Origin of the sequence: Spiribacter sp. SSL99, assembly GCF_009805925.1 — a bacterium.
Taxonomy (GTDB): domain Bacteria; phylum Pseudomonadota; class Gammaproteobacteria; order Nitrococcales; family Nitrococcaceae; genus Spiribacter; species Spiribacter roseus.
The window spans coordinates 1-16033 of sequence record NZ_MAOM01000007.1; the positions used below are offsets into that span (position 1 = coordinate 1).

The 16033-nt window shown below is 64.1% G+C and carries 12 protein-coding genes, 1 tRNA gene and 1 pseudogene; all 14 read left to right on the forward strand.

Annotated elements, in window-relative coordinates:
* A partial coding sequence (locus BA899_RS01635; protein WP_159299338.1) for an integrase core domain-containing protein occupies window positions 1-221 on the forward strand: 221 nt, incomplete at its 5' end.
* 72 nt (window positions 222-293) lie between these two features.
* Window positions 294-797, forward strand: a pseudogene (locus BA899_RS01640) (EF-Tu/IF-2/RF-3 family GTPase); the annotation flags it as partial.
* A 97-nt stretch (window positions 798-894) separates the two neighbouring features.
* A tRNA-Trp gene (locus BA899_RS01645) sits at window positions 895-970 on the forward strand.
* Between the two features lie 33 nt (window positions 971-1003).
* Window positions 1004-1381, forward strand: a complete 378-nt coding sequence (secE, locus tag BA899_RS01650; protein ID WP_069134439.1) for a preprotein translocase subunit SecE — start codon at window positions 1004-1006, stop codon at window positions 1379-1381.
* Between the two features lie 6 nt (window positions 1382-1387).
* Entirely contained in the window at window positions 1388-1921 is a 534-nt protein-coding gene (gene nusG / locus BA899_RS01655; RefSeq protein ID WP_069134440.1) for a transcription termination/antitermination protein NusG, read from the forward strand.
* 72 nt (window positions 1922-1993) lie between these two features.
* A complete protein-coding gene (gene rplK, locus BA899_RS01660; RefSeq protein ID WP_069134441.1) occupies window positions 1994-2425 on the forward strand; it encodes a 50S ribosomal protein L11 in 432 nt (143 codons plus the stop codon).
* A 4-nt stretch (window positions 2426-2429) separates the two neighbouring features.
* Window positions 2430-3122, forward strand: coding sequence for a 50S ribosomal protein L1 (gene rplA / locus BA899_RS01665; RefSeq protein ID WP_144347954.1), 693 nt, complete (start codon window positions 2430-2432; stop codon window positions 3120-3122).
* A 223-nt stretch (window positions 3123-3345) separates the two neighbouring features.
* Complete coding sequence (gene rplJ / locus BA899_RS01670; RefSeq protein ID WP_144347955.1) at window positions 3346-3867, forward strand: 50S ribosomal protein L10; 522 nt, start codon at window positions 3346-3348, stop codon at window positions 3865-3867.
* A 63-nt stretch (window positions 3868-3930) separates the two neighbouring features.
* On the forward strand, window positions 3931-4308 hold the full coding sequence (gene rplL, locus BA899_RS01675) for a 50S ribosomal protein L7/L12 (RefSeq protein ID WP_069134444.1): 378 nt from the start codon (window positions 3931-3933) through the stop codon (window positions 4306-4308).
* A gap of 201 nt (window positions 4309-4509) precedes the next feature.
* Window positions 4510-8577, forward strand: coding sequence for a DNA-directed RNA polymerase subunit beta (gene rpoB / locus BA899_RS01680; RefSeq protein ID WP_159299537.1), 4068 nt, complete (start codon window positions 4510-4512; stop codon window positions 8575-8577).
* Window positions 8578-8590: 13 nt separating this feature from the next.
* Window positions 8591-12841, forward strand: a complete 4251-nt coding sequence (gene rpoC / locus BA899_RS01685) for a DNA-directed RNA polymerase subunit beta' (RefSeq protein WP_144347958.1) — start codon at window positions 8591-8593, stop codon at window positions 12839-12841.
* Window positions 12842-12952: 111 nt separating this feature from the next.
* Window positions 12953-13327: a 30S ribosomal protein S12 gene (gene rpsL / locus BA899_RS01690; RefSeq protein WP_023367946.1), complete on the forward strand. Its 375-nt coding sequence runs from the start codon at window positions 12953-12955 to the stop codon at window positions 13325-13327.
* A 14-nt stretch (window positions 13328-13341) separates the two neighbouring features.
* Entirely contained in the window at window positions 13342-13812 is a 471-nt protein-coding gene (rpsG, locus tag BA899_RS01695) for a 30S ribosomal protein S7 (RefSeq protein WP_069134447.1), read from the forward strand.
* Between the two features lie 22 nt (window positions 13813-13834).
* On the forward strand, window positions 13835-15928 hold the full coding sequence (gene fusA, locus BA899_RS01700; RefSeq protein WP_159299538.1) for an elongation factor G: 2094 nt from the start codon (window positions 13835-13837) through the stop codon (window positions 15926-15928).
* Window positions 15929-16033 lie beyond the last annotated feature (105 nt).

Consider the following 16033-nt stretch of genomic DNA (forward strand, 5'->3'; position numbering starts at 1 on the left):
GCATGGATGGCCGTGGCCGGGCCCTCGACAATGTCTTCGTCGAGCGACTGTGGCGAACGCTGAAGTACGAGGACGTCTACCTGCGGGGCTACGACAGCCCGACGGCCCTGGAGCGTGGGCTGGGCAGATACATCGACTTCTACAACACAGAGCGACCACATACCGCGCTTGATCAAAGAACCCCGGCTGAGGTCCACTGGGCTCATATGCCGGAAACTTAATGCCGATGGAGACCCCACCGGTCTTTACAACTTAACCGCTACCAGTGGTCCGAAGGATGGGGTCCACCTCAGGTGACCGGTCGCGTGGAGCGCGGCATCATCAAGACCGGCTCGGATGTGGAGATCGTGGGCATCAACCCGACGACCAAGACGGTGGTCACGGGGGTGGAGATGTTCCGCAAGCTGCTCGACGAGGGGCGTGCCGGGGATAACATCGGCGCGCTGCTGCGCGGCACGAAGCGCGATGATGTCGAGCGCGGCCAGGTGCTGTGCAAGCCCGGCTCGATCACGCCGCACACCAAGTTCGAGTGCGAGGTGTATGTGCTGGGCAAGGACGAGGGCGGCCGTCACACGCCGTTCTTTGATGGCTACCGCCCGCAGTTCTACTTCCGGACCACGGACGTGACCGGTGCCTGTGACCTGCCCTCGGGCACGGAGATGGTGATGCCGGGTGACAACGTGCAGATGACCGTGTCGCTGATCGCGCCGATCGCGATGGAAGAGGGTCTGCGCTTCGCGGTCCGCGAGGGCGGCCGCACCGTGGGTGCCGGCGTCGTCTCCAAGATCCTCGAGTAAACCGATCGCGTGTTGTCAAGGCCCTGGGGTTTCAAAACCCCGGGGCTTTGCGTACACTACCGAGTTCGCCGTTTGATGGCCGGTCAAACGCGAGTATAGGCCAGTAGCTCAATTGGCAGAGCAACGGTCTCCAAAACCGTAGGTTGGGGGTTCGAGTCCCTCCTGGCCTGCCATTTAATCCGGTCACCAACAGCGTCGCGGGTTCCATGAGCGCAAACGATCAGACGACGACCACGGGTACGGACAAGGCCAAACTGACTTTGGCCGCCGCGACCTTCCTTGCAGGTGTGGTCGGTTTCTATGGCCTCGAAGGCCAGTCCGACCTGATTCGCGTGGTTGGCATGGTGGTCGTGGCAGCCATCGCCATCGCCATTGCAATGACCAGCCAGCCCGGGCGGAACGCCTGGAGCTTCGCCCGCGAGGCGCGCCAGGAGCTGCGCCGCGTGGTGTGGCCGACCCGGCAGGAGTCGATTCAGACGACGCTGGTCGTGCTGGTCATGGTTTTCATCGTCGCCGTCCTGCTGTGGCTGATGGATATGTTTTTCATGTGGGGCGTTGGCGCCCTCGTACGCCCCGGAGGCTGATCACTCATGGCGAAACGCTGGTACGTCGTTCACGCGTATTCCGGGTTTGAAAACCAGGTGAAAAAGGCGCTCGAGGAGCACATCGCGCGGGCCGGCATGGAAGACGAGTTCGGCGAGGTGCTGGTACCCGCGGAAGAAGTCGTCGAGATGAAGGAAGGCCAGCAGCGTCGCAGCGAGCGCAAGTTTTTCCCGGGCTATGTCCTGGTGCAGATGGAAATGGGCGACGACACCTGGCATCTGGTCAAGAACGTGCCGCGGGTGATGGGGTTCATCGGTCCGTCGCGGGGGCGCCCGGCGCCGATCTCCGACGCCGAAGCCGCCAACATTCTCGATCGCGTCCGCGAGGGCGTCGACAAGCCGCGTCCGAAGGTGCTGTTCGAAGTCGGCGAAGTGGTGCGCGTGACCGACGGCCCGTTCAATGACTTCAATGGCGTGGTCGAGGAAGTCAACTACGAGAAGAGCCGCCTGCGGGTGGCGGTTCTGATCTTCGGTCGCTCCACCCCGGTGGAGCTCGATTTCAGTCAGGTCGAAAAGACCTAGTCAGGCGGTCCGCCGTCAGGGGAGCCGGGGTGAAAGCCCCCGGCGCTACTACCCACATCAGGAGCTCAATCAATGGCGAGAAAAGTCGAAGCCTACATCAAGCTGCAGGTCCCCGCCGGGGCCGCCAAGCCGAGCCCGCCGGTGGGTCCGGCGCTGGGTCAGCATGGCCTGAACATCATGGAGTTCTGCAAGGCGTTCAACGCGCAGACCCAGGACATGGAGCAGGGTCTGCCGACCCCGGTGGTGATCACCGTTTACTCCGACCGCAGCTTTACGTTCATCACCAAGACACCGCCGGCCGCGGTCCTCCTCAAAAAGGCCGCGGGCATCAAGTCGGGCAGCGGCACGCCGCACACCACCAAGGTGGGTACGGTGAATCGTGAGCAGCTCGAGGAGATCGCGCAGACGAAGTGGCCCGATCTCAATGCCGCTGGTATGGAAGCGGCGGTCAAGACGATCGCCGGCTCCGCCCGCAGCATGGGCCTGAACGTGGAGGGGGTGTAACGCCATGGCAAAACTGACCAAGCGCCAGCGCGTATTCGAAGAAAAGATCGATCGCGATCGCCTGTACCCGGCTCAGGAGGCGTTCAACCTGCTCAAGGAGCTCGCCACCGCGAAGTTCACCGAGTCCATCGACGTCGCCGTCAATCTGGGGATTGATCCGCGCAAGGGTGATCAGATGGTGCGCGGCTCAACGGTGCTGCCGAATGGCACCGGCAAGACCGTCCGGGTCGCCGTGTTCGCCCAGGGAGCCAATGCCGAGGCCGCCGAGGCGGCCGGTGCCGACACCGTGGGAATGGACGACCTGGCCGAGCGCATGCAGGGCGGCGAACTGGATTATGACGTGGTCATTGCCAGCCCGGACGCCATGGGCGTCGTCGGTAAGCTGGGCCGTCTGCTGGGCCCGCGGGGGCTGATGCCCAACCCGCGCGTGGGCACGGTCGCCACGGATGTGGCCGAGGCCGTGCGTAACGCCAAGGCCGGGCAGGTGCGCTACCGCGCCGACCGTGGCGGGCTGATTCATTGCAGCCTCGGCAAGGCCGATTTCGAGCCGGAGGCCCTCGCGCAGAACCTCCAGGCCCTGATCAATGATCTGCAGAAGATCAAGCCGGCCTCGTCGAAGGGTGTCTATCTTAAACGGGCCACGGTCTCCACGACGATGGGGCCGGGGGTGCCGGTGGATCTGGGGGCGCTGACCTAGTCGGCGGCTCCGATGTCGCGGCCATTGTGTCAATGGCTGCTGGCTGTCATCGAGACAGCCGTCATAGACCGTTGGGTGCGGTTCGCCGCGTAAGTGTCATACGACCGCCAGCGGTAGACGGTGTGCCGGACAGGACAGGTTTCCTGCACGGGTTCACCGTTACGGGGCAGACGGGCCGAAGGTCCGGATGCCATTACCAACCGCCGTTCCAGGAGGCATTTGAATGGGCGTAAGTCTGGAACAGAAAAAGCGGATGGTGCAGGAAGTCGCTGAGGTGGCTGGTCAGGCCCATTCCGCGGTTGCCGCGGAATACCGGGGTCTGTCCGCCGGTGATATGGACAGCCTGCGTGTGCAGGCCCGGGATGCGGGCGTTTATGTGCGGGTGGTTAAGAACACCCTCGCGAAGCGCGCCGTCGAGGGCACGCAGTTCGAGTGCATGAGCGAAGACCTTGAAGGTCCGCTGGTGCTCGCGTTCTCGCAGGAAGATCCCGGCTCAGCCGCCCGTGTTCTCAAGAGCTTTGCCAAGGAACACGAACAGCTGGTAGTGAAAATGCTGGCGGTCGGCGGGGAGAAATACCCCGGGTCCGAGATCGACCGGCTGGCCACACTGCCCACCTACGACGAGGCGATCAGTCGCCTCATGGCGACCATGCAGGCGCCGGTACAGAAGCTCGCCACCACCCTCAACGAGGTGCCCGGCAAGCTGGTGCGTACCGTCTCCGCGGTCAAGGACGCCAAGCAGTAGGATCGACAGCCCTGTCGCTGCCGTTCGCGCAATTATCAATCGAATCAGCCAGGAGAAAACACAATGGCCGTTTCCAAGGAAGACATCCTCGAGAGCATCTCGAACATGACCGTCATGGAGGTCGTCGAGCTCATCGAGGCGATGGAAGAGAAGTTTGGTGTCACCGCTGCCGCCGCCGTTGCTGCAGCACCCGCCGCCGGTGGCGGTGAGGGTGAAGCCGCCGAAGAGCAGACCGAGTTCGACGTGGTCCTGACGGGCTTCGGCGAAAACAAGGTCGGCGTCATCAAGGCGGTCCGCGGCGCCACGGGTCTGGGTCTCAAGGAGGCCAAGACGCTGGTCGAGGGCGTTCCGGCGCCGGTCAAGGAAGCCGCCACCAAGGAAGAAGCCGACGAGCTGAAGGGTCAGCTCGAAGAGGCGGGCGCCACGGTCGAGCTCAAGTAGGGCTTGATCAGAACAGCGCCACAGAACCGGCGTTGATGGGGGCTGACGGTCGAACCGGCCGTTGGCCCTTTGGTGCTTGTGAAGAATCTGTTGTAGTCGGAATCCGTTGACGGCCGTTGTGTCCAAGTCTGCGAGTACTTGCATTGGGCGAGTCCTCGAAGCCTTGCACACGGCGGACCCCGACCTCGTTGAGGAACCTCGATGGCCTATACGTTTACTGAAAAAAAGCGCATCCGCAACGACTTTGGCAAACAGCCGAAGGTGCTGGATGTTCCCTATCTGCTGACCTCGCAGATCGAATCCTACCGGGATTTTCTGCAGCTTGAACAGGACCCGGACAAGCGGGACGACAAAGGCCTGCAGGCGGCCCTCGATTCGGTGTTCCCGATCGAGAGCTACTCCGGCAGTGCCCGGCTCGAGTACGTCAACTATCGCATTGGCGAGCCGTCCTTCGACGTCAAGGAGTGCCAGCTCCGCGGCATGACCTACGCGGCGCCGCTGCGCGTGCTCGTGCGCCTTGTCATCAATGACAAGGACACCCGCGCGGTCAAGGACATCCGCGAGCAGGAAGTCTACATGGGCGAAATGCCGCTCATGACCCGCAATGGCACGTTCGTCATCAATGGCACCGAGCGGGTGATCGTCCAGCAGCTGCACCGCTCGCCGGGCGTGTTCTTTGATCATGACAAGGGCAAGACGCACAGCTCGGGCAAGCTGCTGTTCACCGCGCGGGTCATTCCCTATCGCGGCTCGTGGCTCGACTTCGAGTTTGATCCGAAGGACTCGATCTATGTGCGCATCGACCGCCGCCGCAAGCTGCCGGCCACGGTGCTGCTGCGCGCGCTGGGCTATGACAACCAGCAGATCCTGGACCTGTTCTTCGACAAGAACACCTATCACCTGCGCAAGAAGGGCGCCGATCTGGACCTGGTGCCGGAGCGGCTGCGCGGTGAGACCGCGACGTTCGAGATCAAGGACGGCGAGGGCAATGTCATCGTCGAGGCGGGCCGGCGCATCACAGCGCGCCATATCCGCCAGATGGATAAGGCCGGGCTGAAAAAGCTCCAGGTGCCCGACGACTATCTGGTGGGTCGGATCCTGGGCGAAGACATCATCGACAAGTCCACCGGTGAAGTCCTCGCCTCGGCCAACACCGAGCTGACCGAAGAGCTGGTGCAGTCGCTGCGCGACAACGGCATCAAGACCTTCCGGGTGCTGTTCATCAACGACGTCGATCAGGGCCCGTACGTCTCCAATACGCTCAACATCGACACGACCACGACGCCGCTTGAGGCGCTCATCGAGATCTACCGGATGATGCGCCCGGGCGAGCCGCCGACCAAGGACGCCGCCGAGAACCTGTTCGCCAACCTGTTCTTCAGCGAGGATCGCTACGACCTCTCTGCCGTGGGGCGCATGAAGTTCAACCTGCGGGTCGGCCGGGACGAGGTCGAAGGCAGTGGCGTACTCGACAACGAGGACATTCTTGCGGTCCTGCGCGAGCTGATCAACATCCGCAACGGCAAGGGCACCGTCGATGACATCGACCACCTCGGCAACCGTCGGGTGCGTTGTGTCGGCGAGATGGCCGAGAACAACTTCCGCATCGGGCTGGTGCGGGTCGAGCGGGCCGTGCGCGAGCGCCTCAGTCTGGCGGAAAGCGAGGGGCTGATGCCCCAGGAGCTGCTCAACGCCAAGCCCGTGGCCGCGGCGATCAAGGAGTTCTTCGGCTCCTCGCAGCTCTCGCAGTTCATGGATCAGAACAACCCCCTCTCGGAGGTCACCCATAAGCGCCGGGTCTCGGCGCTGGGGCCGGGCGGCCTCACCCGCGAGCGGGCCGGGTTCGAGGTGCGTGACGTGCACCCCACCCATTACGGCCGGGTCTGCCCGATCGAGACGCCCGAGGGGCCGAACATCGGTCTGATCAGCTCCCTGGCCTGCTATGCCCGGCTGAACAGCTATGGCTTTCTCGAGACCCCCTATCGGCGGGTCGAGAATGGTCGGGTCACCGACCAGGTGGATTATCTGTCCGCCATCGAGGAGAGCCGCTACATCATCGCCCAGGCCAACGCCCGTATCGACGAGCAGGGCGATCTGGTGGACTCGCTGATCTCGATCCGGCACCAGAACGAGTTCGGCATGTCCTCGCCGGACAAGGTCCAGTACATGGACGTCTCGCCCAAGCAGATCGTCTCGGTGGCGGCGTCCATGGTGCCGTTCCTCGAGCATGATGACGCCAACCGGGCGCTGATGGGCTCGAACATGCAGCGCCAGGCGGTGCCGACCCTGCGGGCCGAAAAGCCCGTGGTAGGCACGGGCATGGAGCGGGCCGTGGCGGTCGACTCGGGCGTCACCGTGGTGGCTGACCGCGGCGGTATCGTCGATCAGGTCGACGCCGCCCGGGTCGTGGTCCGGGTGAACGATGATGAGGCGCAGTCCGGCGAGCCGGGCGTCGACATCTACAACCTGACCAAGTACACCCGCTCCAATCAGAGCACCTGCCAGAACCAGAAGCCGCTGGTGCGCCCCGGCGACCGGGTGGGCCGCGGCGATGTGCTGGCCGACGGCCCGTCCACCGACATGGGCGAGCTGGCGCTGGGCCAGAACATGCGCGTCGCGTTCATGCCCTGGAACGGCTATAACTTCGAGGACTCGATCCTGATCTCGGAGAACGTCGTCCAGGAGGACCGCTACACCACGATCCATATCGAGGAGCTGACGGCCGTCGCCCGCGACACCAAGCTGGGCTCGGAAGAAATCACCGCCGATATCCCCAATGTGGGTGAGAGCGCGCTGTCCAAGCTGGATGAGTCGGGCATCGTCTACGTGGGTGCCGAGGTCAAGGCCGGCGATATTCTGGTCGGCAAGGTCACGCCCAAGGGCGAGACCCAGCTGACCCCGGAGGAAAAGCTCCTGCGGGCCATCTTTGGCGAAAAGGCCTCGGACGTGAAGGACACCTCGCAGCGGGTCTCCTCGGGCATGGATGGCACGGTCATCGACGTCCAGGTCTTCACCCGTGATGGCGTCGAGAAGGATGCCCGGGCCCTTTCCATCGAGGCCGATGCACTCGCCGACGTGCGCAAGGATCTCGATGATCAGTATCGGATCTTCGAGGATGACGCCTTCGCGCGGCTCGAGCAGTCGCTGATCGGCCAGGTGGCTGACGGCGGGCCCGAGCAGCTCAAGGCCGGCACCGAGATCACCGCCGAGTACCTGCACGGCATCGACCGGCGCCGCTGGTTCGAGATCCGCCTGCGTGACGAAAGCGCGATGGCGCGTCTCGAGGCGGTCCAGGCCCAGCTCAAGGCCCAGCGCGAGGCCTTCGATGCACGGCTTGAGGAGAAAAAGGAAAAGATCGGTGCCGGTGATGATCTGGCACCCGGCGTGCTCAAGATGGTCAAGGTCTATCTGGCCGTGCGCCGGCGCATCCAGGCCGGTGACAAGCTGGCCGGCCGTCACGGCAACAAGGGCGTGATCTCCCGCGTCGTGCCGGTGGAGGACATGCCGTTCTCCGCCGACGGCGAGCCCATCGACGTGGTGCTGTCACCGCTCGGTGTGCCGTCGCGGATGAACATCGGGCAGGTGCTCGAGGTGCATCTGGGCTGGGCCGCCAAGGGACTGGGCCGGCGCATCGGCGAGATGCTCGATGCCCGGCAGAAGGTCGACGAACTGCGCGGCTTTCTCGAGAAGGTGTACAACTCCAGCGGCAAGCGCGAGGACCTCGACTCGTTCACCGACGAGGAAATCGTCGAGCTCTGCGAAAACCTCCGTGGTGGCGTGCCGATGGCGACACCGGTGTTCGATGGCGCCAATGAGGGCGAGATCAAGAACATGCTCCGACTCGCCGGGCTGCCGGAAAGCGGTCAGGCGCAGCTGTACGACGGCCGCAGCGGCGATCCATTCGATCGGCCGGTGACCGTGGGCTACATGCACATCCTCAAGCTGAACCATCTGGTCGACGACAAGATGCATGCGCGCTCCACCGGGCCCTACAGCCTGGTCACCCAGCAGCCGCTGGGCGGCAAGGCGCAGTTCGGTGGCCAGCGCTTCGGCGAGATGGAGGTCTGGGCCCTGCAGGCGTACGGCGCTGCCTACACCCTGCAGGAAATGCTGACGGTCAAGTCCGACGATGTCGCCGGCCGGACCAAAATGTACAAGAACATCGTCGATGGCGAGCACCAGATGGAGGCGGGCATGCCCGAATCCTTCAATGTGCTGGTCAAAGAGATTCGCTCCCTCGGTATTGATATCGAGCTAGAGCAGGACTGAACGGGTAGCCGATATGAAAGACCTACTGAATCTGTTCAAACAGCCGGGCGCCCAGCTCGACGACTTTGATGGCATCCGCATCGGACTGGCATCGCCGGAGAAAATCCGGTCATGGTCGTTTGGCGAGGTGAAAAAGCCCGAGACCATCAACTACCGGACGTTCAAGCCGGAGCGGGATGGGCTCTTCTGCGCGAAGATCTTCGGCCCCGTCAAGGACTATGAGTGCCTGTGCGGCAAGTACAAGCGCCTCAAGCATCGCGGCGTGGTCTGCGAGAAGTGCGGCGTCGAGGTCACCCTGGCCAAGGTGCGCCGTGAGCGCATGGGGCATATCGACCTGGCCAGTCCGGCCGCGCACATCTGGTTCCTGAAGTCGCTGCCCTCGCGCATCGGCCTGTTGCTGGACATGACCCTGCGTGACATCGAGCGCATCCTCTACTTCGAGGCGTTCGTGGTCATCGAGCCCAACATGACCCCGCTCAAGAAGGGCCAGCTGCTGAGCGACGAGCAGTATCTGGACGCCATGGAGCAGTACGGTGACGAGTTCGACGCCCGCATGGGCGCCGAGGCCGTCGGCCATCTGCTCAAGAACCTTGATCTGCGCGAGGAGACCGAAACCCTCCGTGAGCAGATGGATGCCACCAACTCCGAGACCAAGATCAAGCGGCTGTCCAAGCGGCTTAAGCTGGTCGAGTCGTTCCTCGAGTCGGGGAATCGGCCGGAGTGGATGATCATGACCGTCCTGCCGGTGCTGCCGCCGGACCTGCGGCCGCTGGTGCCGCTGGATGGCGGGCGTTTCGCGACCTCGGATCTCAACGATCTCTACCGCCGGGTGATCAACCGCAACAATCGCCTGCGTCGGCTGCTGGATCTGTCCGCGCCGGACATTATCGTGCGCAACGAAAAGCGCATGCTCCAGGAGTCGGTGGATGCGCTGCTCGACAACGGCCGCCGTGGCCGGGCCATCACCGGCACCAACAAGCGGCCGCTGAAGTCGCTGGCGGACATGATCAAGGGCAAGCAGGGCCGTTTCCGGCAGAACCTGCTGGGCAAGCGCGTGGACTACTCCGGCCGGTCGGTGATCGTGGTCGGCCCCACCCTGCGGCTGCATCAGTGCGGCCTGCCCAAGCGCATGGCGCTGGAGCTGTTCAAGCCGTTCATCTTCTCGCGCCTGCAGCGGCTGGGCCTGGCCACCACCATCAAGGCGGCCAAAAAGATGGTCGAGCGCGAGACCGCCGAAGTCTGGGACATCCTCGAGGAGGTCATCCGCGAGCATCCGGTGATGCTCAACCGGGCGCCGACCCTGCATCGTCTCGGCATCCAGGCCTTTGAGCCGGTGCTGGTCGAGGGCAAGGCGGTGCAGCTGCACCCGCTGGTGTGCCCGGCGTTCAACGCCGACTTCGACGGCGACCAGATGGCGGTCCACGTGCCGTTGGCGCTCGAGGCACAGCTCGAGGCCCGGGCCCTGATGATGGCCACCAACAACGTCCTGGCGCCGGCCTCCGGCGAGCCGATCATCGGCGCCTCGCAGGACATCGTGCTGGGGCTGTATTACATGTCGCTGGTGCTCCAGCGCCAGCAGGGCGAGGGCATGACCTTCGCCGACCTCGACGAGGTCCATCGCGCCTACGAAAGCGGGCGGGTCGGCCTTCAGGCGCGGGTCACGGTGCGCTTCCACGAGGTCGTGGTCGACGACGAGGGCCAGCGCAGCGAGTCCACCCGGCGGGTGGAGACCACCGTTGGCCGGGCGCTGATCTACAACATCGTTCCCGAGGGCCTGCCGTTCGATCTTGTCGATCGCGACATGACCAAGAAGGCCATCTCGGAGATGATCGACCAGTGCTATCGGCGGCTGGGTCTGAAGGCGACGGTCATCTTCGCCGACCAGATCATGTACCTGGGCTTTCGGATGTCCACCCGTGCGGCGGTGTCCATCGGCATGGAAGACATGGTCATCCCGGGCGAGAAGGAGCAGATCCTGACCGATGCCGAGGTCGAGGTGAAGGACATCGAGGATCAGTACGCCTCGGGTCTCGTCACCAATGGCGAGCGCTATAACAAGGTGGTCGACATCTGGTCGCGGACCAACGAGGAAGTGGCCACCGCGATGATGGAAAAGCTCGGCAAGGAGACGGTCACCGACAGCGAAGGCAACGAGCTGGTGCAGAAGTCGACCAACTCGATCTTCATGATGGCTGACTCGGGCGCGCGTGGCTCGCCGGCGCAGATCCGCCAGCTTGCCGGCATGCGCGGCCTGATGGCCAAGCCCGATGGCTCGATCATCGAGACGCCGATCACGGCGAACTTCCGTGAGGGGCTGAATGTTCTGCAGTACTTCATCTCCACCCACGGTGCCCGTAAGGGCCTGGCGGATACGGCGCTGAAGACGGCCAACTCCGGCTATCTCACCCGCCGGCTGGTGGACGTGTCGCAGGATCTGGTGGTCACCTCCCAGGATTGCGGCACCCACCGCGGCCTGCGCATGACGCCGCTCATCGAGGGCGGTGACGTGGTCGAGGCCCTGGGTGAGCGCGTGCTGGGCCGGGTCGTGGCCCAGGACGTCGTGCAGCCGGGCACCGGCAAGGTCCTGGTTGAGCAGGGCACCCTGCTGGACGAGCGCCAGATCGAGGCGGTCGAGAGCGAAGGCGTGGACGAGATCTGGGTGCGCTCGCCGATCACCTGCGAGACCCGTCACGGCGTCTGCTCGGCCTGCTACGGCCGGGACCTGGCGCGTGGCCATAAGGTGAACGTGGGTGAGTCGGTGGGCGTCATCGCGGCGCAGTCCATCGGCGAGCCGGGCACCCAGCTGACGATGCGGACCTTCCACATCGGTGGCGCCGCCTCCCGGGCCGCGGCCATCAGCAATGTGCAGGTCAAGTCCGCGGGTACGGTGCGCCTCCACAACCTCAAGACCGTGGCGCATCAGTCCGGCAACCTGGTGGCCGTGTCCCGCTCGGGCGAGATCACGGTCATGGATGAGGCCGGCCGCGAGCGTGAGCGCTACAAGGTGCCGTATGGTGCGACCATCGCCGTCGCCGAGCAGGAGGCGGTCGAGGCCGGTCAGATCGTGGCCAACTGGGATCCGCATACCCACCCGATCATCACCGAGGTGAAGGGCCGGCTGAAGTTCTACGACTTCGTCGAGGGTGTCACGGTGAACCGCGAGACCGACGAGGTCACCGGCCTCAGCAGTCTGGTGGTGACCGATCCCAAGAGTCGCGGCACCGGCGAGCATGTGCGCAGCAGCACCGGGGACAAGGTGGCTTACAAGGACCTGCGTCCGGTGGTCAAGCTGGTCGACGAGGCGGGCAATGACCTGAACCTGGCCGGCACCGAGATCCCGGCGCATTACGCCCTGCCGGCCGGCGCCATCGTCAGCGTCGAGGACAATGCCGAGGTGGATGTGGGTGACGTGATCGCCCGTATTCCGCAGGAGTCGTCCAAGACGCGTGACATCACCGGCGGTCTGCCGCGGGTGGCGGACCTGTTCGAGGCGCGCAAGCCCAAGGAGCCGGCGATTCTTGCCGAGACCTCGGGCACCGTGAGCTTTGGCAAGGACACCAAGGGCAAGCAGCGCCTGGTGCTGACCACGCCGGATGGCGAAGAGTACGAGGAGCTGATCCCCAAGCATCGTAACGTCACCGTGTTCGAGGGCGAGTTCGTCGAAAAGGGCGAGGTGATCGCCGATGGCGAGCCCAACCCCCACGACATACTGCGTCTGCTGGGTGTCGCCGAGCTGGCGGCCTACATGGTCAAGGAAATCCAGGACGTCTATCGCCTGCAGGGCGTGAAGATCAACGACAAGCACATCGAGGTGATCAGTCGCCAGATGCTGCGCAAGGTCGAGATCCGCAACCCCGGGGATACGCGTTATCTGCGCGGCGAGCAGGCCGACTGGGGACGCGTCGAGGAAGAAAACGAGCAGCTCGTCGAGCAGGGTCGCGAGCCGGCCATCTGGGAGCCCCAGCTGCTGGGGATCACCAAGGCGTCGCTGGCCACCGATTCGTTCATCTCGGCGGCGTCGTTCCAGGAGACCACCCGGGTGCTCACCGATGCGGCCACCCGCGGGGCGCGGGACGACCTGCGCGGTCTCAAGGAGAATGTGATCGTCGGGCGTCTGATCCCCGCCGGGACGGGCTATGCGTACCATCAGGAACGCCAGCGGCAGCGTCGCGAGACGCCGGCGCCGATGATTCCGATGGCGCCGCAGTTCGGCCTCGGCGGGGGTGCTGCGACCACCGATGCACCGGATCTGTCGGAAAACTAGCGGACCGGGCTTCTGGTTGACACCCATGAAGCCCGATCCTACACTTAACGGCTTTCGCCGGAGTTGGGCCTTCCACTCCGGCGTTCGTTGAAGGACGGGAGTCAGAACTCTATGGCCACGATCAATCAGCTGGTGCGCAAGCCTCGCAAGCGCCGGCACGAGAAGAGCAACGTGCCCGCGCTCGAGGCCTGTCCTCAGCGTCGAGGTGTGTGCGCCCGCGTCTACACCACCACCCCGAAGAAGCCGAACTCGGCGCTGCGGAAAGTCGCGCGCGTGCGGCTGACGAACGGCTACGAGGTCGCCAGCTATATCGGCGGTGAGGGGCATAACCTCCAGGAACATTCGGTCGCGCTGATTCGCGGCGGCCGTGTCAAGGACCTTCCCGGTGTGCGGTATCACGTCGTCCGCGGCTCGCTGGACACCGCCGGTGTCAGCAAGCGCCGCCAGGGACGCTCGAAGTACGGCGCCAAGCGGCCAAAAGGATAAGCGGGTAGACAATCATGCCGAGAAGAAGAGAAGTCCCGAAGCGCAAGGTCCTCGCGGACCCGAAGTATGACAGCGAGATGCTCACGCGTTTCGTGAACATGATCATGCGCGACGGCAAGCGGGCGGTGGCAGAGAAAATCGTCTACACCGCGCTCGACCGGATCGCCGAAAAGCACAGCGGCGAGCCGATGGAAGTGCTGGAGACGGCGCTCGACAAGGTTCGGCCGGTGGTCGAGGTGAAGTCGCGCCGCGTCGGCGGTGCCACGTATCAGGTGCCGGTGGAGGTGCGCCCGCAGCGGCGCAATACGCTCGGCATGCGCTGGGTGATCGAGGCCGCGCGCAAGCGCAGTGAGGCCACGATGGGGCATCGCCTCGGCAACGAGCTGCTGGAAGCGGCCGAGGGTCGTGGCAGTGCGGTGAAAAAGCGGGAAGATACCCATCGTATGGCGGAGGCCAACAAGGCCTTCTCGCATTTCCGCTGGTAATAAGGTTCAGGGGTAACAGGTTTTGGCACGCAAGACACCGATCGAGCGCTATCGCAATATTGGCATCATGGCGCACATCGACGCCGGCAAGACGACAGTCACCGAGCGTATCCTCTTCTACACGGGCATCTCCCATAAGATGGGCGAGGTGCATGACGGCGCTGCGGTCATGGACTGGATGGACCAGGAGCAGGAGCGTGGCATCACCATTACTTCTGCGGCCACCACCACGTTCTGGCGGGGCATGGACCAGCAGTACCCCGAGACCCGCATCAACATCATCGACACGCCCGGGCACGTGGACTTCACCATCGAGGTGGAGCGCTCCCTGCGGGTGCTCGATGGCGCCGTCTGTGTGCTCGACGCCAACGCCGGTGTCGAGCCGCAGACCGAGACCGTCTGGCGGCAGGCGAACCGCTACGGCGTCCCGCGCATGGTGTTCGTCAACAAGATGGACAAGATGGGCTCGGACTTTTTCCGCTGCGTCGACATGCTCAAGCAGCGTCTGGGCTGCAACGCGGTACCGGTCCAGCTGCCCATCGGCGCCGAGGATTCCTTCGCCGGTGTGATCGACCTGATCCGCCAGAAGGCGATCTACTGGAATGAGCAGGACATGGGCACGACCTACGAAGAGGTCGACATCCCGGCGGAGTACGCCGAGGACGCCGCCCGCTATCGCGAGGCGCTGGTCGAGGCCGCCGCTGAAGCCAGCGAGGACATGATGGACAAGTACATCGGCGGCGAAGAGCTGACGGTGGACGAAATCAATCACGGCCTTCGCGTACAGACCATCGCCAACGAGGTGGTGCCGGTGCTCTGTGGCTCCGCGTTCAAGAACAAGGGCGTTCAGGCCATGCTCGATGCCGTGGTCGAGTATATGCCGTCACCGAGCGAGGTCCCGGATATCGAGGGTGAGCTCGAGGATGGCAGCACGGTCATTCGCAAGTCCGACGACGACGAGCCCTTCGCCGCTCTGGCGTTCAAGATCGCGACCGACCCTTACGTCGGTACGCTGACGTTCTTCCGCGTTTACTCGGGTGTGGTCAAGACCGGTGACACGGTCTACAACCCGGTCAAGGGCAAGAAGGAGCGGCTCGGGCGCATTGTCCAGATGCACTCCAAGGAGCGTAAGGAGATCAGCGAAGTCCGGGCCGGCGACATCGCCGCGGCCATCGGTCTCAAGGACATCACCACCGGTGAGACGATCTGCGATAACAGCAACCGCGTGACCCTGGAGCGCATGGAGTTCCCGGATCCGGTGATCTCCGTGGCGGTCGAGCCCAAGACCAAGGGTGACCAGGAGAAGATGGGCATTGCCCTGGGCAAGCTCGCTCAGGAGGATCCGTCCTTCCAGGTGCGCACCGACGACGAGTCGGGCCAGACCATCATTTCCGGCATGGGCGAACTGCATCTCGAGATCATCGTCGATCGGCTCAAGCGCGAGTTCAAGGTCGAGGCCAAGGTCGGTGAGCCGCAGGTGGCCTACCGCGAGGCGATCCGCGAGCCGGTGGAAGTCGAGGGCAAGTTCGTCCGCCAGTCGGGCGGGCGCGGTCAGTACGGCCATGTCTGGATCCGGATGCGCCCCCGCGAGCGCGGCGAAGGTTACGACTTCCGCAACAAGATCGTCGGCGGTGTCGTGCCCAAGGAGTACATTCCTTCAGTGGATCGGGGCATTCAGGAGCAGATGGGAAACGGCGTGCTCGCCGGCTTCCCGGTCGTCGACCTCGAGGTCGAGCTCTTCGACGGCTCCTACCACGATGTCGACTCCTCGGAGATGGCGTTCAAGATCGCCGGTTCGATGGCGTTCAAGGATGGGTTCATGAAGGGCAACCCGGTGCTGCTCGAGCCCATGATGAAGGTCGAGGTGACGACGCCGGAGGACTTCATGGGCGATGTCATGGGCGATGTGACCCGGCGCCGGGGCACGCTCCAGGGCATGGAAGACGGTCCGGGCGGTAAGATTATCCGCGCGTCGGTGCCGCTCAAGGAGATGTTCGGGTATGCTACCGATCTCCGTTCGGCGACGCAGGGCCGGGCTGCCTACTCCATGGAGTTCGACGGCTATGCCGAGGCGCCCAACAGCATCGCGGAAGAAGTGATTAAAAAGGCCGGCTGAACATCCTGTTCGGTCGGATTCGGTCTTTGATTTTGACGGGTAAGAGGTGAACCGTGGCCAAGGCGAAATTTGAGCGCAGCAAGCCGCACGTAAACGTTGGCACGA

Excerpts from the sequence above, each read along its gene's own strand:
- secE (WP_069134439.1), top strand. The coding sequence starts at position 1,004 with ATGAGCGCAAACGATCAGACGACGACCACGGGTACGGACAAGGCCAAA.
- nusG (WP_069134440.1), top strand. The coding sequence starts at position 1,388 with ATGGCGAAACGCTGGTACGTCGTTCACGCGTATTCCGGGTTTGAAAAC.
- rplK (WP_069134441.1), top strand. The coding sequence starts at position 1,994 with ATGGCGAGAAAAGTCGAAGCCTACATCAAGCTGCAGGTCCCCGCCGGG.
- rplA (WP_144347954.1), top strand. The coding sequence starts at position 2,430 with ATGGCAAAACTGACCAAGCGCCAGCGCGTATTCGAAGAAAAGATCGAT.
- rplJ (WP_144347955.1), top strand. The coding sequence starts at position 3,346 with ATGGGCGTAAGTCTGGAACAGAAAAAGCGGATGGTGCAGGAAGTCGCT.
- rplL (WP_069134444.1), top strand. The coding sequence starts at position 3,931 with ATGGCCGTTTCCAAGGAAGACATCCTCGAGAGCATCTCGAACATGACC.
- rpoB (WP_159299537.1), top strand. The coding sequence starts at position 4,510 with ATGGCCTATACGTTTACTGAAAAAAAGCGCATCCGCAACGACTTTGGC.
- rpoC (WP_144347958.1), top strand. The coding sequence starts at position 8,591 with ATGAAAGACCTACTGAATCTGTTCAAACAGCCGGGCGCCCAGCTCGAC.
- rpsL (WP_023367946.1), top strand. The coding sequence starts at position 12,953 with ATGGCCACGATCAATCAGCTGGTGCGCAAGCCTCGCAAGCGCCGGCAC.
- rpsG (WP_069134447.1), top strand. The coding sequence starts at position 13,342 with ATGCCGAGAAGAAGAGAAGTCCCGAAGCGCAAGGTCCTCGCGGACCCG.